This is a genomic window from Pseudoalteromonas sp. SG43-7 (assembly GCF_014164295.1).
GTDB lineage: Bacteria > Pseudomonadota > Gammaproteobacteria > Enterobacterales > Alteromonadaceae > Pseudoalteromonas > Pseudoalteromonas rhizosphaerae.
Map to the genome: position 1 here is coordinate 41,607 of NZ_JACJEY010000015.1, position 19,753 is coordinate 61,359.

The 19,753-nt window shown below is 41.3% G+C and carries 21 protein-coding genes; 9 read left to right on the forward strand and 12 right to left on the reverse strand.

The annotated features are described in order from the left end of the window. Positions 1–368: 368 nt before the first annotated feature. The 11 genes from H5200_RS09025 to H5200_RS09075 form a co-directional block, all read right to left on the reverse strand. On the reverse strand, positions 369–695 hold the full coding sequence (locus H5200_RS09025; RefSeq protein WP_182761347.1) for a hypothetical protein: 327 nt from the start codon (positions 693–695) through the stop codon (positions 369–371). Positions 696–718: 23 nt separating this feature from the next. Next, positions 719–1,072, reverse strand: coding sequence for a hypothetical protein (locus H5200_RS09030; RefSeq protein WP_182761348.1), 354 nt, complete (start codon positions 1,070–1,072; stop codon positions 719–721). A 241-nt stretch (positions 1,073–1,313) separates the two neighbouring features. After that, positions 1,314–1,619: a hypothetical protein gene (locus tag H5200_RS09035; protein WP_182761349.1), complete on the reverse strand. Its 306-nt coding sequence runs from the start codon at positions 1,617–1,619 to the stop codon at positions 1,314–1,316. 40 nt (positions 1,620–1,659) lie between these two features. Then, positions 1,660–1,986, reverse strand: coding sequence for a hypothetical protein (locus tag H5200_RS09040; protein WP_182761350.1), 327 nt, complete (start codon positions 1,984–1,986; stop codon positions 1,660–1,662). Positions 1,987–2,047: 61 nt separating this feature from the next. Further along, positions 2,048–2,578 (reverse strand): hypothetical protein, encoded by a 531-nt coding sequence (locus tag H5200_RS09045; protein WP_182761351.1) that lies wholly within the window; start codon positions 2,576–2,578, stop codon positions 2,048–2,050. 252 nt (positions 2,579–2,830) lie between these two features. After that, positions 2,831–5,947 (reverse strand): efflux RND transporter permease subunit, encoded by a 3,117-nt coding sequence (locus tag H5200_RS09050; protein WP_182761352.1) that lies wholly within the window; start codon positions 5,945–5,947, stop codon positions 2,831–2,833. An 8-nt stretch (positions 5,948–5,955) separates the two neighbouring features. After that, a complete protein-coding gene (locus H5200_RS09055; RefSeq protein WP_182761353.1) occupies positions 5,956–7,701 on the reverse strand; it encodes an efflux RND transporter periplasmic adaptor subunit in 1,746 nt (581 codons plus the stop codon). Beyond that, on the reverse strand, positions 7,691–9,016 hold the full coding sequence (locus H5200_RS09060; protein WP_182761354.1) for a TolC family protein: 1,326 nt from the start codon (positions 9,014–9,016) through the stop codon (positions 7,691–7,693). Before H5200_RS09060 ends, H5200_RS09055 begins: the two co-directional genes overlap by 11 nt. Positions 9,017–9,103: 87 nt before the next feature. Further along, positions 9,104–9,472, reverse strand: a complete 369-nt coding sequence (locus H5200_RS09065; RefSeq protein ID WP_149980515.1) for a hypothetical protein — start codon at positions 9,470–9,472, stop codon at positions 9,104–9,106. 86 nt (positions 9,473–9,558) lie between these two features. After that, on the reverse strand, positions 9,559–10,167 hold the full coding sequence (locus tag H5200_RS09070; protein ID WP_145238177.1) for a paraquat-inducible protein A: 609 nt from the start codon (positions 10,165–10,167) through the stop codon (positions 9,559–9,561). A gap of 47 nt (positions 10,168–10,214) precedes the next feature. Continuing rightward, a complete protein-coding gene (locus H5200_RS09075; RefSeq protein WP_182732177.1) occupies positions 10,215–11,489 on the reverse strand; it encodes an EAL and HDOD domain-containing protein in 1,275 nt (424 codons plus the stop codon). Between the two features lie 255 nt (positions 11,490–11,744). On the opposite strand from H5200_RS09075, the gene H5200_RS09080 reads away from it, so the two are divergent. Together H5200_RS09080 and H5200_RS09085 are read left to right on the forward strand one after the other, a co-directional pair. After that, complete coding sequence (locus tag H5200_RS09080) at positions 11,745–12,311, forward strand: alkylphosphonate utilization protein (protein ID WP_145238171.1); 567 nt, start codon at positions 11,745–11,747, stop codon at positions 12,309–12,311. A 149-nt stretch (positions 12,312–12,460) separates the two neighbouring features. Continuing rightward, entirely contained in the window at positions 12,461–13,276 is an 816-nt protein-coding gene (locus H5200_RS09085) for an META domain-containing protein (protein WP_182719583.1), read from the forward strand. A gap of 51 nt (positions 13,277–13,327) precedes the next feature. On the opposite strand, the gene H5200_RS09090 is transcribed toward H5200_RS09085, so the two are convergent. Continuing rightward, positions 13,328–14,167 (reverse strand): 23S rRNA (adenine(2030)-N(6))-methyltransferase RlmJ, encoded by an 840-nt coding sequence (locus H5200_RS09090; protein ID WP_145238319.1) that lies wholly within the window; start codon positions 14,165–14,167, stop codon positions 13,328–13,330. Between the two features lie 234 nt (positions 14,168–14,401). Here H5200_RS09090 and zapB point away from each other — a divergent pair, with 234 nt between their 5' ends. From zapB to H5200_RS09125, 7 genes are all read left to right on the forward strand, one after another. Then, a complete protein-coding gene (zapB, locus tag H5200_RS09095) occupies positions 14,402–14,632 on the forward strand; it encodes a cell division protein ZapB (RefSeq protein ID WP_145238165.1) in 231 nt (76 codons plus the stop codon). After that, complete coding sequence (locus tag H5200_RS09100) at positions 14,632–14,931, forward strand: cell division protein ZapA (RefSeq protein WP_149980511.1); 300 nt, start codon at positions 14,632–14,634, stop codon at positions 14,929–14,931. Before zapB ends, H5200_RS09100 begins: the two co-directional genes overlap by 1 nt. A 107-nt stretch (positions 14,932–15,038) precedes the next feature. After that, positions 15,039–16,058: an MBL fold metallo-hydrolase gene (locus tag H5200_RS09105; RefSeq protein WP_182761355.1), complete on the forward strand. Its 1,020-nt coding sequence runs from the start codon at positions 15,039–15,041 to the stop codon at positions 16,056–16,058. Between the two features lie 54 nt (positions 16,059–16,112). Further along, on the forward strand, positions 16,113–17,603 hold the full coding sequence (locus H5200_RS09110; protein ID WP_182761356.1) for a LysM peptidoglycan-binding domain-containing protein: 1,491 nt from the start codon (positions 16,113–16,115) through the stop codon (positions 17,601–17,603). 76 nt (positions 17,604–17,679) lie between these two features. Beyond that, positions 17,680–18,168, forward strand: coding sequence for a peptidylprolyl isomerase (locus H5200_RS09115; RefSeq protein ID WP_149980508.1), 489 nt, complete (start codon positions 17,680–17,682; stop codon positions 18,166–18,168). A gap of 9 nt (positions 18,169–18,177) precedes the next feature. Further along, positions 18,178–18,906 (forward strand): SDR family NAD(P)-dependent oxidoreductase, encoded by a 729-nt coding sequence (locus H5200_RS09120; RefSeq protein WP_149980507.1) that lies wholly within the window; start codon positions 18,178–18,180, stop codon positions 18,904–18,906. Then, positions 18,903–19,745 (forward strand): amidohydrolase, encoded by an 843-nt coding sequence (locus H5200_RS09125; protein ID WP_182761357.1) that lies wholly within the window; start codon positions 18,903–18,905, stop codon positions 19,743–19,745. The genes H5200_RS09120 and H5200_RS09125 overlap by 4 nt, the downstream gene beginning before the upstream one ends. Positions 19,746–19,753 lie beyond the last annotated feature (8 nt).

The following is a 19,753-nucleotide window of genomic DNA, read 5'->3' on the forward strand; positions in this document are numbered from 1 at the left end:
ATTTTGAGTGTTTCATAGTTAATCCTTAAAACGTTATTCGCGTTATTTTTCTGTAAACATTTGGAGTTGCACCCCAAGCATCACAATTATCTACTTCACTGTATGCTATTGATGCTGGTACACCCGCCATTTTTGCAGCTAATAAAGTGCTATACATTCTATTGCGAGACTCTTCTGTGTATGATGCTGGTATTATAAAGTGTTCTTTATTACTACAGGCAGCTACAGGGGCTCCATTGTTACCTTTTAATTTCACTAAAATTTGGTTTTGGTTATACAAAATCAGCGTTTCAATTTCGCCAGTTGAATTAAGCCATGCAGCTTTAACTGTACTTGGAAGTAAAAAAAGAAAACTTACTAGTAATAATTTATTTAGGGCTATCAGTTTTAATACTGAAGGAGGTAATTGGTAAAAAATTTTTGTTACCGCACCAATTACTTAGTGGGTCACCAGGAAAAAAGTTTCCTGTTTTACTACCTGTGGCCATTGAAAACATCGCCATAGATAAAAAATGATCCTGCTTCTTTTCACCCACGGCCGATTTTAGTACTACATACCAATTTCCTGCATCTGTATGAATTGCAAAATCATCACCACAATAAAATATTTGGTCGACAGTTTGCCCTACTGTTGCTACAGCCTGAGTACTAAAAAAGGTGAATGTCATCAAAATCGCGATTATGCTTTTTATCATTTATTCATCTACCTTATTATTAATTAGCCACCTAGCATGAAGTGATAGAGGCCATGGTTTTTATAAAGATTGACCCAATCACCTTTACTACAACTTTTATCTGTGTCGATATCAAACCAAAAGGTTACGCTTTGCTGTGTAGTTTGTGCTAAAAGCAAGCTGCTATATAACGCTTTACAAAATTCAGCATCATTTCCACCATCAGCAGGAGAAAGATCACAAAGAAAAGCATTAGATGCTAAATTATTAATTGTTGCATAAACTTCTCCACCACGGTTTAACTGCACATTTTTTATGGTGCCTGCACAATAATGATTTGCCCAAACTGGTGTGCTCAAGGTTAAGGCTACAAGTGGTATAATTACTTTAGGTTTCATCTTTAATTTCCTTTCCATCAATTACTTAACTTTAAATTCACTAGTGATAATTCTATCTTTTATTCAGGTTTATTTATTGCAAAATAGCTAAAAACTCTCATAATTTTGGCAAGGCAGCATTATTTAGCATATATATTTACCTTAGCCATTAGTATTAACACAGAGCTCCCTATTTAACTTAATATAATTCAGATGTTAAATTCAGGGGTAATTATTATAAGTAATAGTTAGACTATTCATATTATAAAAATTTCACATCAATATATGACACGATAGGCTCAACTGGTGATGCACAGCTTTGGCCACTTTCAAACCCAACAGCAACACTTTTATTTGCAGTTGCAGCAGTTAAAGCCACTGATAACATTGCTTTATAATAATCATTTGTTAAATATATCTTTGAATATCGACTACACCCTTCAAATAAAACATACGCAACGGTAGGTCGCACTCGAATGTTTTTTATTTTTGTATTGGAGTTGCTCTCATAAGAAAAAGCGACCTGACTAAATAACAAGGTAAAGAAGCCTATTAAAAAAACTTTCATTTCACTTCCTATAATTAATTTATTTAATAGTCACTAATTACTAACCACCAACGATCACCCAGTTAAAATTAGCCGCCCACCCCCAGCTTTTCGCTGATGTACAAGGCGTTGCGGGATTAAATGTAATATTAACAGTCTCATTTTGAGCTTTTGCTGCAAGTAACTGACTATAAATTACCTTACATGCTTCGGTTTCTACATTATTACTTTTGCTATGGACGCTACAAAGATAAGTTGCAGGTAAGCCTCCGGGGCCACTCACATATAGGATCCCTCCTTTCCCCATTCCAAGGCCTTCCACTTTGCCAATACAATGTGTGTCTGCAATTGAAGAAAATGATATTCCACCAAGCAGAATTATTAACATTAATTTATACATAATAACTATTCCGGTTATTATTTTTTATGATTTTCATCATACTTTCCTTTTATATAGTTGAGATTAGATGTTCAATATTTTCTAATATTAATGCATTCGATTCACTTTTTTTAGATTTAAGTAGCATTAGAGGAGTTATATATTTTTCATAGTATGAGATATTAGAAAAGGGTAAAAGCCGCTCATCTTTAAATAGAATGTTACCCTCTATTATAACTGCGGTAGGATCACTGTCGTCTGAGAACGATTGAAACTTCAATGTCGTAATTTCAAAATAGTGGATATGATCATTTTGCAATTGAACACTATTATATTTCGACAGGATGGACTTAATTGATGATTCTAATTGTTGGTGAGTTATATTTTTTTTGATTTCTTTTGCGATACCAACATCGATAGCCAATCCAATAGCTAAACCTGAAGGCCCCATAGCTGACATAAGTGCGATTCCTGCACCAGCTCCTTTACCGGAAAAAGTAACTTCTTGCGATATATTTACCTCAATTGGTATTGTGTTAAGGGTTTGACACCCTAAAAGCATTAGAAGAGATAAAATTATTATTTTTTTTAAAAAACTCATCTTTATTCGATCCGTGATCTATATTGGAAATCATCCCTATTGAAAGATGAGCCTAAAAAAGGGACGGAATTATAAAGAAAGAAATACGATTTGTAAATATTCCAATTTACAATACAGCATTAAGTACTAGTTCATAGTCCGCTTTTTCGAACATCGTTTTATATTTAACACTTTCCCCAGCATAAAAATAATAAATTAAAGTATTATAATAAAGGAGTCAGGTAGTTAGCCCACTCCTTTTTATTATCTGCTTTACAGCTCCCGCTTTCGCCATAACAAATACACTGCGGGTAACACGAGCAAGGTTAATACAATCGCGCTGAACATGCCGCCGACCATAGGGGCGGCGATGCGGCTCATTACTTCACTGCCGGTGCCTGTGCCGTAAAGTACGGGGAGCAAACCGATTATAATAGTGGCGACTGTCATCATCACTGGGCGTACTCGCAGGCCTGCGCCTTCGACTATGGCTTGTTTAAGCTCAGCAAAACTAAGCTTTGTACCTGCTAGTTTGGCTTGAGCACACTTTTCTTGGTAGGCTTGATTTAAGTACACCAGCATAATCACGCCAATTTCCACCGCGACCCCAGCAAGGGCAATAAAGCCCACCCCCACGGCGACTGAGAAGTTAAAGCCCTCTAAGTACATTAACCAGATGCCTCCGATCATCGCCAGCGGTAAGGTTGCTATTATAATTGCCACTTCTACAAAGCTTCTAAAGTTGAGGTACAACAACACAATTATAATCGCTAAGGTCAGTGGTAATACATAGGCGAGCTTTTCTTTCGCACGTTCCATGTATTCATATTGCCCTGCCCAGGTTATTGAATAACCCGCTGGTAGCACTAGTTTTTCGTCAAGCACTTGGCGCGCATTGTCGACATAACTACCAATATCAATGCCATCAATATCAATAAAGCTCCAGCCGTTTAAGCGGGCATTTTCGCTTTTTATGCCCGGCGGACCATCTTCAATAAATACGTCAGCCACATCGGCAAGAGCAATGCGTTGCCCTGCAGGGGTGACTATTGGCAATAGCATCAGTTCTTCGGGCGAATCTCGGTAATCCTGCGGATAGCGTAAGTTTACCGGGTAACGCTCTTGCCCTTCGACCGTTTCGGTTACATTCATGCCGCCAATTGCGGTGGCAACCACTTGCTGCACATCGGCAATATTTAAGCTGTAACGGGCGGCTTTTTCACGGTTGATATCGACCTTTATATAACGCCCACCCGCTACTCGCTCAGAGTAAACGGAAGCCGTGCCGGGTACATCTTTAAGTAACACTTCAATCTGCTGGCCAATTTTTTGAATCTCGCTTAAATTTGGCCCCGCAACTTTAATGCCCACAGGGGTTTTAATCCCAGTTGCCAGCATATCAATACGAGTTTTGATCGGCATCACCCATGCATTAGTCAGGCCTGGAAACTTCACTAAGCCGTCGAGCTCTTTTTTCAATTTTTCTAAAGTCATGCCTACGCGCCATTGATCTTTAGCCTTGAGCTGAATAAAGGTTTCGATCATGGTCAGTGGCGCAGGATCAGTGGCAGTTTCTGCACGGCCCACTTTACCAAACACAGTTAACACCTCTGGCACTGTGGCGATGAGCTTATCGGTTTGTTGTAAAATCTCGCGCGCTTTCCCAATCGATAAACCAGGATAAGTCGTCGGCATATACATTAAATCGCCTTCATCCAGCGGCGGAATAAACTCACTGCCAATTTTATTGACCGGATAAAAGCCAATGACAGCGACCACCACAGCCAGTACTAAAGTCATTTTAGGGAACCGCAAAACCGTGTTCAGCAGTGGCTTGTAAGCATTCACTAGCAAGCGGTTTACTGGGTTGTTGTGCTCTGAAATAACTTTGCCGCGTATAAAGTAACCCATTAATACCGGTACTAAAGTGATTGCCAAGCCCGCAGATGCGGCCATGGCATAGGTTTTAGTGTACGCTAACGGAGCAAACATCCGGCCTTCTTGGGCTTCTAAAATAAACACTGGCATAAAGCTCACGGTAATAATCATTAAGCTAAAAAACAGCGCTGGACCGACTTCACTGGCAGCATCGGTGACAACTTGCCAGCGGTTTTCATCGGTTAGTGGCGTTTTTTCCATGTGTTTATGCATGTTTTCGATCATTACAATCGCGCCGTCGGTCATCGCACCAATGGCGATAGCAATACCACCGAGCGACATTATATTGGCGTTTATGCCTTGCCAATACATGATGATAAATGCCGTTAATATTCCCAGCGGTAAAGTGATAATTGCCACCAAGGACGAGCGTACATGGAACAAAAATACGATGCAGATAAGCGCCACTACCACTAGCTCTTCAAATAGTTTGCTGGTGAGGTTATCCACTGCATTTTTGATCAGATTAGAGCGGTCATACACAGGCACAATTTCTACCCCATCGGGTAAGCCTTTGCTAAGTGATTCAAGTTTTGCTTTCACCAGCTCTATGGTTTTTTGTGCGTTTTCGCCATAGCGCATCACCACTACGCCACCAGCTACTTCGCCCTCGCCGTTTAGCTCAGCAATGCCACGGCGCATTTGTGGCCCAAGGCGAATATCGGCTACATCGCGTAATTGCAGCGGTGTGCCGTTGGCATTCACCCCAAGTGGAATTGCCTCTAAATCAGCGACGCTTTTTATATAACCGGTGCTGGTTACCATGTATTCGGCTTCGGCCATTTCCACCACCGAAGCGCCCATTTCTTGGTTACCTTGCTTAATTGCGGTTTGAATTAAACTCAGTGGTATACCATAAGCACGCAGTTTATCTGGCTCTACATTGACTTGATATTGCTTCACCATACCGCCCACTGAGGCCACTTCTGACACCCCTGGTACGGTTTGCAATTCAAACTTTAAAAACCAATCTTGCAAGCTGCGTAACTGGCTAATGTCGTGCTGATTGGTTTTATCCACCAGCGCGTATAAATAAATCCAACCTACACCGGTGGCATCTGGGCCCAGCTCTGCGGTTGCGCTGTCGGGCAAGCGGCTTGCTACTTGACTTAAATACTCTTGCACTCGACTTCTAGCCCAGTAAAGATCGGTGTTTTCATCAAAGATGACATATACGTAGGAATCACCAAAAAATGAAAAACCACGTACTGTTTGCGCCCCGGGTACTGAGAGCATCGCGGTGGTAAGTGGGAAAGTAACCTGATCTTGCACCACCTGTGGCGCTTGCCCTGGGTATGAGGTTTTTACAATCACCTGCACATCGGATAAATCAGGTAAGGCATCAACTGGGGTATTTTTTACCGCAAATAAACCACTGCCAATGAGTATTGCTGTTAGCAATAATACAAAAAAGCGATTGGTAACGGACCAACGAATAACTGCTGCTATCATAAAGCCTCCTAATGTCCGTCATGCGATGACATGGCGCTATTGTCACTAGTTCGCATGCTTGATTCAGTATCGATACGCTGGATCACGAACTCACCATCTTGCACACTAAAAGTAAATGTCAGCTGTTGCTTCGGCTCAAGGCTACTTAAATCAATATGTTCAGCAAACATAAAGTCCATAGTGGCCGGATCTCGGTGCCATTTCTCAATTGCACCACGGCTAATATTGGCAGTGCGCTGGGCTTTATTAATGCTGTTGATAGTACCGGTTACGGTCGCCATATTTTGCGCTTCGCTCATCATATGGGTGGAATCCATAATATGAATGCCGCTAATCATATAACTGCTATCGGCTTTTTTAGTCAACTCAAAATGCAGTGTTTGCCCAGCTTGCAGCGCTTGAAAATCAACGCTATCGGCAACCGTAAAGTCCATTTTCATACTAGGCCAATCGAGCTCTTCAATAGGGTCATGGCTGATATTCACCATACGGCGATCTGCCATTACACTATTAACGACTCCTTTGCCCCACACGCTAGTGGTAGCTTCTGGTGTTTGCATGCGCTTAAAATCAGAGCTTTTGCTGGATTCTGAATCTAACAAGAATTGCGCTGAAGTCACCACTTCATCATCGGCTTTAACGCCCGCTAAAATAACGGCGTTATGGCTATCACTGCGGCCCAGTTCGACTGCCACCGATTTAAAGCGTCCTTCGCCTAAAGCGATAACAACACGGTCTTGGGAACCGGTGCGGATCACCGCTTCTTTAGGTACTATAAGTTGTTGCTCAGCAGCTTTAGCATGGATGCTTACTTGCGCAAACATATTCGGTTTTAGTTGGTGATCTTGATTATTAAAGCGTAAACGCACCCGCAAAGTACGGTTTTTGGCATCCAATGTTGGGTAAATATAATCGACCTTACCGCGCCAGCTTTGTCCGGCAATATAATCTAGAGTCATAGTCACCGGTAAACCGACTTCAATAAGCTGCGCTTGCCGCTCGAATACCTCGGCTTCTACCCAAACTTCATCAAGTTGAGCAATACTCATCATTGAGGTGCCTGGCTTGACATAAAAACCTTCGCGCACATTAAGTTCATCAACCACACCACTTTGGCGAGCATAGAAGGTAATATTTTGCATCACCTTTTTATTAACTTGTAGGCGCTCGACAAAACCACCCGACACATTCAATGCTTTTAAGCGCGCTTTGGCTGCACGAATAAGCACGGTGTTATTACGATCAACAGCCAGTACAAATTCTTCTTGAGCATTTACCAGTTGCGGAGAGTATAAGGTATACAGCGGTTCCCCTTGTTTTACCTGATCGCCAGCGGCTTTAACGTACAGCGTTTCTATCCAGCCTTCTACACGCGGGTGAATATGCACTAACTGATCTTGATTGTATTGTACGTAGCCCACCGTTTTTACTTCACTTTGCAGTGCCTTGAGCTGTACTTTAGCCGTTCTAACCCCTAAGTTATTAACAACAGCAGGGGAAATTGTCACTGCACCGGGACCATCTTGATTGTTGTCAGCTACTTCACTATACACAGGTACTAAGTCCATCCCCATTGGTGAAAGCCCTGGTGCATCACGGCGATAATTACTATCCATAGGCGCAACCCAATATAATGGTTTTTTCTCTGCGCTGATCACCTCAGGCTCTGTACTATTACCGAAAAAATACAAGCCACTAGCAGATATTCCTGCACCTATAAGTACTGCGATAAGCAATTTTAAATTAGTGTTCACGGTGCTCTCCTGCTAATTGCTCAACCATCACAGCAGCATCTTTGCTACTAGCGTAATAATTCAGGCGAGCAATAATAATTTGTTGATCAATCTCTATGTTTAACGCATCAATTTTGGCATTCAGTTCGCTGATTCGGGCGCGCATTACTTCTGAAAAGTCACCGTCATCACGGGTATAAGCATTTAATGTGGCTTGTGCTTGCTCTGCCATTTGTGGCAATAATTTAGTTTGATAAAGTGCATCACGCTTTGCTAATTGGGACAACTGACTAAACTCTTTAAAATACATCCCTTGTAGCTTTTGTAATGCAATTAGTTTTTGAGTTTTCACCGCCTCAGCCATAGCTATCGCCGCATTAACTTGTTGGTCTTGGCGGTTATCAGTAAATAGTGGTAAATCAACACTCACACCAACTGAAAACAGATCCGCTCGGGAATCCCCCATTGGCGTATCATCGCGATAACCATAGCCCATATTTACCCCAAACTGCGGTTTATAGCCTTGTTTTGCCACCTCAACTTCTGTTTGTTTAGCCGCTACTGTTTTATCAAGCGCGACAATCGCTGGATGCGCCATTAATAATGGCATCAACTGTGCAAATTCAAGTTGTGAAAAATCAACTAAAGGCGCTATATCATGACGTTTTGCGCTGACAGGCTGAGTTAACATGTTGATTGGTAACCATTGCGATAAACGCTTTTTCGCGCTTTCGAACTGCAGCTCTAACATCATTAATTTATCTTCAAGGCGGGTTAACTCTAGCTGCGCTCGAATAATATCTTGTTGGCGGGTGTTACCTACTGAGCTGGCATAACTCGATTCAGTAATATCAATAAGTTGCGAGAACAATGCTTTATCTTGCTCAATTAACGCAATACTTTGCTGGGCACGATACGCATTGAGCCAAGATTCAATAACAATGGTTTTTACTTGAGCGAGTCTGTCGGCTCGTAGCCAAGGATATTGCTGCGCTGACTGCGCTAACGCATGCTGCTTAAGCGCTAAGCTATCGCCACGGCTAAACATTTGGCTCACGCCAACTTTTAATTGGGTCATGCCTTCTTGGTCAAAAGCAAAACCGTCGGTAGGTAAATTCATTAAGCCCACCGTTAATACTGGATCCGGCAGTGTGCCTGCCGCTAAACTTTGTGCTTGTATAGCAGCTTGTTGATATTTGCTGGCGGTTAGCCATGGCTCATTATCAAGTGCATAGCTGAGCGCTTCATCAAGGCTTAATTCATTACTGTGTGCTGGAATTGCAGTTGTTAGCATAAGCGCTAAAAAACTGACTTTAAATACTGCGAAGTGATTCATCACTTACTCCACTAAAATTAAAAGACAACTAAATTTAGGGGGCAGAAAAGGTGATTTAGGTAAATTTTAGACGCACCTATCCTGCAATTAAGCAGGCATAGGGGGGCGATACAGTGAACTGGCTATACGATGTTGATTTTGCGGGATATAAAGTTGTACTTTTTCAGACGTCGTCAGTATAACGGTAACTAACACACTCATGTTTAACATTGAGTGGGTACTGCAGGCGCTCATTGGACAACCACACTCTTGATTAGCGCTTGCGTCATCGTCACAACAATCCATGTTCATCATACCCGCAGACATGTCGTGATGCATATCACTACTATCAGCCATAGTTGCATGCGGTTGACTCATGTGTGGCATATCACAACTCATAGTTACAGACGCAACCGCTTGACCCACTAAAGTGAGCAATAAAACGACTGTGAATAAACTAATATAAATGCGTTGCAAAAAAGTGCCTTTTATAAATTAGGTTCTAGGTTCTAGGTTCTAGGTTCTAGCGAAGTTTATGATAACTATTTAGTTAACACAAACGTTTAGCTATTTTTTGGCGTAACTTTAATTAAGCTGCTGGCGGCGATGGCAAATAAGCAATAACCGGTAAAGTACCAAAAACCTGTACCAAATTCGGCATGCATGTTGATCAATTCCCCCATCTGGCCATCGGCGTTACCAGCAAGGTAAGCCACAATCAAAGCAATGACAAAAACATCTACCATGCTCCATTTACTCAAGCCTTGTATAACTTGACCGAGTATATGCTTTAATTTGTTCATCGGTATTAAACAATAAACTAATTGCATCAACAGTTTTAAAGCTGGCACCACAATTGAAAACAATGCTACCAATGCTGCGACTAGGTAATTTTTATTATTGGCAAGTTCGTTAACCGTGCCCCAAATGCTCCGTGTTTTTTTATAAGCACTAATTTCACCTTCGAGTTTATCAAGGCCCAACATGCTCGACGCCATCATTAACATATTGCGGGTATGACGGTCACCTTCATCAGCAATCATAGCAATGCCTGTTTTGGCGAGCTTTGATTTATCAATTTTCCCCTCAAGGGTTAGCACAGGCTGAGTAACGCCAGGTAATAACAACGCCAGAGCAATTAAAATAGTCGTGATCGGCAGTAATAAACGCATAGTCGTCTTTTAAAGTATATTGATAATGGCGCATCATACTCAAGGTATTAAGTATCTTCAATAATTGAGGCTAAAACCTCATCGCCGTATTGCCGTGCTACGAGCATGGCATTATAAATAACATCGATGGGAGAAGCTGGCCGAATGGTTTCTAACAATTTAACTGCTAATGGCCAATTATCTTCCTCTACCGCGCGAGCTAACTGCAAAGTAGCACCTAACATACCGTTAAAGTTAAGCAGTGCACTCGATAAATCATCGCCTAAACAAAACTCTTTTGCGATAACATCCAGTTCCATATTTAAAATAGCATCGAGCACTGACATCAAGCCAACTAAGTAACCACGCTGAGACATTTCCTTACCGCCAGGCTCTAGCATTAACTGCATGAAATGCGCACGAGTTAACCCCAACTTAGTTAGTTCACTAGGTTTATCAACCCCTAGTTCACTAAGCGCCAACACTCTTACAAATTGACGAATTGCATCTTCACCTAAATAAATAACCGCTTGTGAAATAGAGGTGATCACTAAATTTTGGTTACCAGAGCGTGCATTCACTAATTTAAGAATACGAGCAGTTAAACCGACGTCTTTAGCTACCCGCTGGTGGACTTCATCAAAATCGAGATCTGGGCGCGACGTACAGCGCAGCAAATCAAAAACAGCAAATTTAGATGGCTCAACATTATGGTAGCTGAGCATTTCTGGACGCGCGAAAAAGAAGCCTTGAAAGTAATCGCAGCCGGCACTTTTTAGCAACATAAATTGTTCGTGCGTTTCAATTCGTTCAACTATGATTTTTACATCAGGAAAACGGCGTTTAAGCTTTTTTAACAGCATATTGGTTTTAATGATGGGCTCTTCAACTTCAAGCTTTATATAATCAACTAAATGTAATAATGGCTCCCATTTTTCATCTCCATCATAATCATCGAGAGCAAAAGTATAGCCATCTTTTTTTAGAGCCGTAACTCGACTGGTCACTTTATCAATGTTGTCGGCTCGTTCAACGATTTCTATTACTGCGCTATCTGGTTGCAATAATTTAGGGAAATCATCTAACAGGGCATCTGAAGATAGGTTTATAAAAGCGCGTTGGTTCGCAGTAAGTTTATTTATACCAATAAGCATTAAAGCGTTAAAAAACAGCCGCCCAGTAGCCTGACCATCTGTTGTGCCAATAGGGAATGCGTTATTTATCGAATCTCGATACAGTAATTCGTATGCATAAATGCCTGTTTCAGCATCAAAAATAGGCTGCCTGGCAATGTATTGTGTAACAAGTTTTGGCACCTCGGCGGTTATCTGCGTATTAAGCATATTATTTCCTGCTAATAACTATAGTGACTCTTGCCAGCTAAATTGTTGTTATTTTATGTACTCAGTATAGTAAGGTTTTTGCGCCTTGCCTAAACTTGTAAGTAATAATGCTCCTTTTATTGAATGTCTGCAAACCATCTGTAAAGTCAAAGTTTTCACTATACCCACACTAAAATAATGGATAAGTTCTAATTTGACTGATGATTGAGTATAATAAGGGCTTACTTTTCTGTTAACCCCCAAAAGAGCCTTGATATGAGCATTGAACAAGCCTTAGTTGAACGCAGTAATAACCAATGTGAGCTATGTACTGCAACTGAAAACCTTTCTGTATACGAAGTGCCACCTGTCACTGAAGCTCATTCAGATAAATGTATTTATACTTGCCAAACGTGTAAAGACCAAGTTGAAGGCACCACTGATATTACCCCTACTCATTGGCATTGTTTAAACGATAGCATGTGGAGCCAAACACCTGCGGTACAAGTGGTGGCGTACCGTATGCTAACCCGTTTAGCTGCTGATAATGGCTGGGCACAAGATGCGCTAGACATGATCTATCTTGAAGAAGATACGTTAGCATGGGCTAAAAAAGTACTTGCTGAAAATGATGATATTAAACATGTTGATAGCAACGGCGTGGTACTGCAAGCCGGCGATACAGTCACACTTATTAAAGATTTAGATGTTAAGGGCAGTAGCTTAACGGCTAAACGTGGTACTGCTGTGCGTAATATCGGCTTAACCAGCAACCCTGAACATATTGAAGGACGTGTGGACGGTCAGCGCATTGTTATTTTGACCAAGTTTGTGAAGAAGTAAATATCTCTGTGCCTACAAAAAGGTGCATTTATGCGCCTTTTTTGTTATTAAATAACAACTTAGAATAATTAAGCTATGATTAAGTAATCGCGCTGTAAACTACCCATAGATTAAAAATCAACCGATTCATTTATTTCAAGGAATAAACCATGCTATCGAACAAACCTTATACAGTTTTAAAATCGATTGCCAGCATTAGTTTATTGGCCAGCAGTGCAATGGTACTTAACGGGTGCAAGAGCCTACCTGATCCACAAACGAAACAAACCACTGAAGATGCAGCCATGGCCACTTTAACAACTCAAGTTAGCTACCTTGATCGCAGCATGTTAGGTCCGGGATCACAACTCACAGTGACTTTAGCTGATGTGTCAAAGATGGATACTGAAGCAGAAATAATTAGTCAACAAACTATTGATATCAATGGCGCACCACCTTATACGGTAGAGCTTAGCTACGACGCGAGCAAAATGGATCAACGTCATCGCTATAGCGTAATTGCACGTATCACTAATCAAGATCAGTTATTGTACGTTAGTACTACACATAACAATCCATTTGAGCAATCACAACAAGCACCTTATGAAGTAGTCGTGTCTAAAGTTGCGCCGCAAAAGCCCAATGTCGATTTAGTAAATACGTATTTTAAAGCTGTTACTATAAATGGCGTGCAAGTCACTGTTGAAACAAAAGAACCCTTTATTCAATTTAGTAAAGATAACAAAAGCCATGGCTTTTTAGGCTGCAATAATTTTGCTGGTAGTTATCAAGTAGATCAACAAGCACTGACATTCAGCCCGCAAGCTAGTACTAGAAAAATGTGCTCTCAAGGTATGGAACAAGAAACTGCAATGTCTGGCGTACTAGAAAATACTGCGACGTGGAATATTAATGGTGAATCACTCACCTTAAAAGATAAGCAAGGTAAAGTACTGGCAACCTTTAAAGCCGTGTATTTTAATTAACTCTAATCACTCTCTGTAATTAAACGCCCAGTGAACTGGGCGTTTCAATGTTTATTCGGCAACTAATTGCTCGCTGCGATAAAAGCCTGATGAATCGCTTAATAAGTTAACTAGTTCAGGTAATACCTTATCCATAGTTTGTTTTAACTTCCACGGTGGATTAATCACTATCATCCCCGATGCAGTCATGCCATGCACGTCAGTATCGGCTTCAGTCGCTAATTCAAATAACTGAATATTACGCATACCTGAAGCAATCAATCCCTCTTCCATACGCTCAATTCTTTCTCTGTCGACCACCGGATACCAAATCATGTAAGTGCCAGTAGCAAAGCGTTGATAAGCCTTCGTTAATGTTTTTACCACAGTGTCGTAATCGTCTTTAATTTCATAAGGTGGATCAATGAGTACACATGCTCTGCGCGAAGCGGGGGGTAATAACCCCACTAGACCCGTAAAGCCATCCTCGCCGCGGACACGAATTGAGCGCTTACCGCTCATGTTTTCTTGTAGTAATGCCAAATCTCGCGGATGTAGCTCAAAAAACCAACCTTTGTCTTGGCGACGCAAGAAATGCTCAGCAATTTTCGGAGAGCCCGGATAAAAAGCTAATTGTTCTGTATCATTAAATGATTTAATTAAATCAATATAATCATTTAGTTCCTGATGCTCACTGCGATGTTGATAAAGCTTAGCAATGCCATTTAGGTATTCTTGCGTTTTTTGTGCATCAGCACTGGCTAATTCAAAAAAGCCAGCTCCTGAGTGAGTATCGATATAGTCCAATGGCTTATCTTTGAGCGTCTGGTAACTTAATACCTGAGCTAATACCAAATGTTTAACGACATCGGCTGGGTTTCCAGCATGAAATGAGTGTCTGTAACTGAGCATAATATAATTTCGCTTAAATAAACTCATTGAAGTTAGTTATATTCTACAACATAAAACGCCAAGGGTCATAAATTGCTGGCCATTAAGTGAACCACTTATGAACAAATTAGTCGCTAGCCTGAACAGCTTATTAACATTAAATAAAAATCAGCCAAAACACACGTAAATGCTGGCATATAAAGCAACTTTGCTTTACATTTGCATGACAATAATCACAGTTTTATGAGCGCCTTTATGAATAACGATACCCTTTCTCAACTAGAACAATTGATCGACCAATTAATTAGCCAAAATTCACAGCTACAAACTCAGGTTAGCGAGCTTAAAGATAAAAATAGTAAGCTAATCGATGAAAATGAAATTCTTCAACTTGAAGTACTTGAAAGTGAAGAAAAACAAAAAGACACCAGCACAACTTTAACGGGTTTACTTGAGAAGCTACAAAGCGCCCAACAGGCTAACTAATGTCTGAGCTGCAAAACCAGCGAGTCACAGTTGAGTTGCTTGGTAAAGAGCAGCAATTTGCTTGCCCAGCTGGGCAAGAGGATGCACTCATTGCATCAGCCAAATACTTAAATGATTTGGTTGATCAAATGAAGCAGCGCTCAACAGTGCGCAATGATCAAAAAGCCTTATTAATGGCAGCCTTGAATATTAGCCATGAGTTACTCGAAGCAAAAACACAGCAAAGCGTTACCCAACAGCAACAGGATCAACTCATCGATAAGCTCAGTGCTTACTTAGGGCAATCGTCAGCCGAATAAAAAAAGCGCACTCGCGCTTTTTTTATTATCTCGTGGATTCCAGTATCAATTAAAAACAAAATCAGCTAACTTGCCTATTTTATTTTCTCTATTTTGGCAATACTGTTATGACTCACCCTTTTTATATCCCCACTCAGTTAACTGCACTTTTATTGCTAAGCTTTAGTCTTGTTGCACCCCGCTCTGCTGTTGCAGCAACACAGTGGCAAACAATCTCCCCTAACGTACAATTTTTAGAGCAGCAACGAGCCCTACGCTTTTATGACTCAAACCAAGTGCTCATTGAAGGTGATAAATGCGCGCTAATGTTTGATGCTAGTGGCGACTTTGCCGCTGTTGAAGCAACCGTTAAGCAACTAAAAAGCACCTTAAAAACCCCCTTGTGTTACTTAGTTGCTAGTCACTTCCACGACGACCATTTACTGGGCATGGCTATTTTGCAGCATCATTTCCCCGATGCTCAATTAATTGTCCATCAACAGCTTGCTACTGAATTTAGTCAACTCCAACAAACCTATACTAATAAACTTGATAGTTATGAAAAAAGTATCGAATTGAGTTTACAGCGTTTAGCCCAGCAGCCCGCAGCGCAACAACAGCACTGGCAAAACAAACTCAACTTAGCTAAGCAGCGATTATTACGATGGCGCCAATATCAACTACAACCACCACAAACTTACGTTGTTGATAGCTTAACCATTGAACTTGGCAACTACCCAGTCACGATTAACGCACACCAAGCCCATACTAATGGTGATTTAACTCTCAGCGCCGAAAATCATCGCATTTTAGTCGGTGCTGATGTGGTTGATTGGCTACCTTATCCCGGCCATGGTAATTTTAATAACTGGTTGCAAATACTCACACAACTTCACTCAGATCAGCGCATCAAGATAATCCTGCCTGGCCACGGAAGCGTACTAAAACGAGACGATTTACAGCAACCATTAAACTTTTTGCACGCGATACAACAGCATGTAACAAACTATCCAGAGCAAGATTTAGTGCAATTACAGCAAAGCTTTAATCAGCAGTTTGCGAAAGACTACCAAGTTGATGAGATAGCACGAAAAGCTTACCCGCTGTTTCTAGAGGCTGGACTTAAACGAGTTAAACAGTCAAAATAGCGCTCGCACGTGGATGTGCTAGACTTTTAAAAGGATATTAATTTAGTGATGTTTATGCGCAGTTACCTCTTAGCCCTGTTTGTGACTTTAATTTTACTATCCGGTTGCCAAACAACTGAGCCATATTCAGCGCCAAGTGATACTGTGCAAGCTCCGGTTATTTTTAATCACGTTAAACCGTCATCAAATAGCTCAGCACAGCCCACAGATACCAAGCATAAAAAACAAAAAATAACATTAACAGCTCCAGCGCAACAAGCCGCTACATCACCTCAAGCGCACACTCGCAATAAAGATTTATGGCGACATATAGCCGACAACTTAACCATTCAAATTTACCTAAACAAAGCACTAAATAAACGGATTACCTGGTATACCAAGCAACCAAAATACTTACAGGTTGTCAGTGCCCGGGCTGCGCCTTATCTTTATCATATTGTTAGTAAAATAGAGCAACGTAAGTTACCCATGGAATTAGCTTTATTGCCTTTTGTAGAAAGTGACTTTCGCCCGACTATTAGCTCCTCAGAACAAGCTGTTGGGGTATGGCAATTAGTCGGTGCGACGGCTCATCACTTCGGCATAAAATCAGATCAATGGTATGACGGGCGCAAAGATGTTCTCGCTTCAACAGATGCCGCTTTGGCCTATTTAGAGTATTTACATAAGCGCTTTGATGGCGACTGGCTACATGCATTAGCGGCTTATAATAGTGGCGAAGGACGTGTAAAGCGCGCCATCGCAGAAAATAAAAAGCGCGGCAAAAGCACTGATTACTGGTCGTTGAAATTACCCAAAGAAACCTCTGAATACGTGCCAAAGCTAATGGCATTAAGCTACTTAATACAAAACCCTCAGCGCGGATTATACCGCCCTAAACTTGCCAACAAAGCCCTTACAACTGAGCTTAACGTTGGCCAGCAATTTGATTTTTCGGTGATCGCCAATTTATCTGGTATTGGTCGCAGCCAACTACACAAACTCAACCCTGGCTATTTAAAAAACCAAAGCTCACCTAATGGTCCTCATACTTTATTACTACCACTGCAACATCAAAGCTTATTAAGCAGCCAGTTCTTTAAAAATAATTTCACTGGAGAATATACAGTGAAAAAAAATGATACTTTGTACTCGATTGCTCGTCGTTTTGGATTATCAGTTAACAAACTAAAAGCGATGAATAACAAAACCTCTAATTTAATTGGTATTGGTGAAGCACTGATGGTTGGCCAACCTCGCACCATGCCAGACTCGTTAACTATCAATTATAAAATCAGTCCTTACCTTGAACAAACTGAAATAGCGATCCCCACTATCGCAATCCAATACCAGGTAAAGCCTGGTGATACTATCTGGGGAATCAGCCAACTTTATGATGTGCCGCATAGTGATTTAGCCCGGTGGAATAAACTTAGTGCCTCGAGTATTTTAACGCCTGGCACGCAGCTGGTGCTACATTTGCCGCAAGCAACAAAGGCCGTGTCACAATTGCATGACGAAGGTTTACTTTCAGAGCTTGCAAGAACCTTAAAGCAACCACACTAACCGAACCAGTAGTTTATAATCCGGCTTATTTAGCGTAAAATTAGCTTTTCATTACAGTTAAATTAAAGAGATCGGCATGCAAATTAGCAAAAACTCGGCAGTTGAATTTCACTACACATTAAGTGAAGCGGGCGAGCAACTAGAAACAAGTACTGGCAGTGAGCCGCTAACCTATATTCATGGTTTGGAAGGTATGCTTCCTGGTCTTGAAACAGCTCTTGAAGGCAAGGCTGCTGGCGATAGCTTCAGCGTGACACTTACACCGAGTGAATCTTACGGTGAACGTGTTGATGATCTTATTCAACGCATTCCTCTTAAACACCTTCAAGGTGACACTAAAGCATGGAAGCCAGGCATGACAGCAATGGTTAGCTCTAATCAAGGCCGTCATCAAGTAACGATCGTGAAAGTAGGTCGTTTCAATGCTGATTGTGATTTAAATCACCCATTTGCAGGCAAAACTCTAACGTTCGACGTGCAAGTACTTAGCGTACGTGAAGCAACCAGCGAAGAAGTATCACACGGCCATGTCCATAGCGAAGGCGGTTGTGGTCACAACCACTAAGGAAATTCCATGTCAAAGGTTGCTATCGTTACAGGCGGCAGTAAAGGTATAGGTCGTGCTGTTGTTAAGCGTTTTCTAAATAATGGTTACCAAGTACATAACCTTGATCTAGAACCTGCAGATTTAGGCACTTGGCACCACTGCGATGTGAGTAATGTTAGCGCAGTAAAAAAGGTTATTGCAAAGATTGCCAGTAATGGCAAATGTATAGATGTGTTGGTATCGAATGCCGGCCGTCATCTAAGCGCGACAATTGAAGACACTGACGAAGCAACCTTCGATAGCTTGTTTGCACTTAATGTAAAAGGTGCCTACGCGGCAATTCAAAGCGTGTTACCAAGCATGAAAGCGCAACAAAATGGGGTGATTATTTTAATTGCCTCAGATCAAGCCATCATAGCTAAAAACAACTCGTTTGCGTATAACCTGACCAAACATGCGTTAGCCTCAATGGCAAAAACCACCGCATTAGATTATGCCCAGTTTAATATTCGCACCAATGCAGTGTGCCCAGGCACCATAGAAACACCGCTTTTTCATAATGCTATCGACGCATATTGTGCTCGTAGTGGCGCCGATAAAGCCACTATAGTTGCCGAAGAAGGCGCATTACAGCCACTCGGACGATTAGGCCAAGCTGATGAAGTCGCAGCATTAGTTACGTTTTTAGCCAGTGATGATGCCAGCTTTATTACCGGCAGTTTGCAAACTATTGATGGTGGTTATACCGCGCAATGAGTGAACGCATTATTGACCCTCACGTACACTTTTTTAATTTAGTCCAAGGGCAATATGATTGGCTACAAGGTAACAATCCTGTGCCTTGGCCAAATTTAGATACGATTAAAGCGCCCATAAGTGTTAACCAATTACAGCATATAAGTCAGTTTGAAATTGCTGGCCTAGTACACATTGAAGCAGGCTTTGATAACCAGCACCCCATCAATGAACTACACTGGCTAGCTGAGCACTTAGGTGGCCACAATTATAAAGCTATCAGCTTTGCCAATATTAATAGTCATCCCGACGATTTTAATAATGCAATTACCGCTTTATCACACCCAAGCTTAGTGGGCATTAGAGATATCACTGAAGGCGCTGATGCCATGCGCTTAAGCCATGCTACATGCCATGATAACTTAGCGCTATTAGCCAGTAAGCAGCTGATATTTGAAGCTCAATTTGAAGTTGAAAAGCTCACGATTACCCAACAGCTAATCAACTACTGCCAACAACTTCCGCATTTACAATTAATAATAAACCATGCGGGTTTACCCAATAATCTGTCAATTTGGCAGCAGGGGATCAGCCAATTAGCGCAACTACCTAACTGCTGGATTAAATTTTCAGGCTTTGAGCTACTCACCGCGCAGCTGCAAACTCAGCAACAGCAGTGTTTTAACTTTATCCTGCAACACTTTGGTCAGCACCGCGTTATGTTTGCTAGTAATTTCCCTGTGTGTCAAATCAACGCGAGTTATCAACAGCGTTGGTCAAACCATTTTGAGCTGTGTAATACTCATAGTTTATGGCAACAACTTAGCTACAAAAATGCGCAGCACTGCTACCAAGTTTAATTAAAAAC

What these genes read in the sequence shown, in the direction of transcription:
- H5200_RS09075 (WP_182732177.1), bottom strand. Translation starts at nt 11,489, where the DNA reads ATGCTTAATACGCAGATAACCGCCGAGGTGCCAAAACTTGTTACACAA.
- H5200_RS09110 (WP_182761356.1), top strand. Translation starts at nt 16,113, where the DNA reads ATGCGCAGTTACCTCTTAGCCCTGTTTGTGACTTTAATTTTACTATCC.
- H5200_RS09105 (WP_182761355.1), top strand. Translation starts at nt 15,039, where the DNA reads ATGACTCACCCTTTTTATATCCCCACTCAGTTAACTGCACTTTTATTG.
- H5200_RS09070 (WP_145238177.1), bottom strand. Translation starts at nt 10,167, where the DNA reads ATGCGTTTATTACTGCCGATCACGACTATTTTAATTGCTCTGGCGTTG.
- H5200_RS09125 (WP_182761357.1), top strand. Translation starts at nt 18,903, where the DNA reads ATGAGTGAACGCATTATTGACCCTCACGTACACTTTTTTAATTTAGTC.
- H5200_RS09040 (WP_182761350.1), bottom strand. Translation starts at nt 1,986, where the DNA reads ATGTTAATAATTCTGCTTGGTGGAATATCATTTTCTTCAATTGCAGAC.
- H5200_RS09085 (WP_182719583.1), top strand. Translation starts at nt 12,461, where the DNA reads ATGCTATCGAACAAACCTTATACAGTTTTAAAATCGATTGCCAGCATT.
- H5200_RS09025 (WP_182761347.1), bottom strand. Translation starts at nt 695, where the DNA reads ATGATAAAAAGCATAATCGCGATTTTGATGACATTCACCTTTTTTAGT.
- H5200_RS09100 (WP_149980511.1), top strand. Translation starts at nt 14,632, where the DNA reads ATGTCTGAGCTGCAAAACCAGCGAGTCACAGTTGAGTTGCTTGGTAAA.
- H5200_RS09080 (WP_145238171.1), top strand. Translation starts at nt 11,745, where the DNA reads ATGAGCATTGAACAAGCCTTAGTTGAACGCAGTAATAACCAATGTGAG.
- H5200_RS09045 (WP_182761351.1), bottom strand. Translation starts at nt 2,578, where the DNA reads ATGAGTTTTTTAAAAAAAATAATAATTTTATCTCTTCTAATGCTTTTA.
- zapB (WP_145238165.1), top strand. Translation starts at nt 14,402, where the DNA reads ATGAATAACGATACCCTTTCTCAACTAGAACAATTGATCGACCAATTA.
- H5200_RS09115 (WP_149980508.1), top strand. Translation starts at nt 17,680, where the DNA reads ATGCAAATTAGCAAAAACTCGGCAGTTGAATTTCACTACACATTAAGT.
- H5200_RS09090 (WP_145238319.1), bottom strand. Translation starts at nt 14,167, where the DNA reads ATGCTCAGTTACAGACACTCATTTCATGCTGGAAACCCAGCCGATGTC.
- H5200_RS09030 (WP_182761348.1), bottom strand. Translation starts at nt 1,072, where the DNA reads ATGAAACCTAAAGTAATTATACCACTTGTAGCCTTAACCTTGAGCACA.
- H5200_RS09120 (WP_149980507.1), top strand. Translation starts at nt 18,178, where the DNA reads ATGTCAAAGGTTGCTATCGTTACAGGCGGCAGTAAAGGTATAGGTCGT.
- H5200_RS09060 (WP_182761354.1), bottom strand. Translation starts at nt 9,016, where the DNA reads ATGAATCACTTCGCAGTATTTAAAGTCAGTTTTTTAGCGCTTATGCTA.
- H5200_RS09035 (WP_182761349.1), bottom strand. Translation starts at nt 1,619, where the DNA reads ATGAAAGTTTTTTTAATAGGCTTCTTTACCTTGTTATTTAGTCAGGTC.
- H5200_RS09050 (WP_182761352.1), bottom strand. Translation starts at nt 5,947, where the DNA reads ATGATAGCAGCAGTTATTCGTTGGTCCGTTACCAATCGCTTTTTTGTA.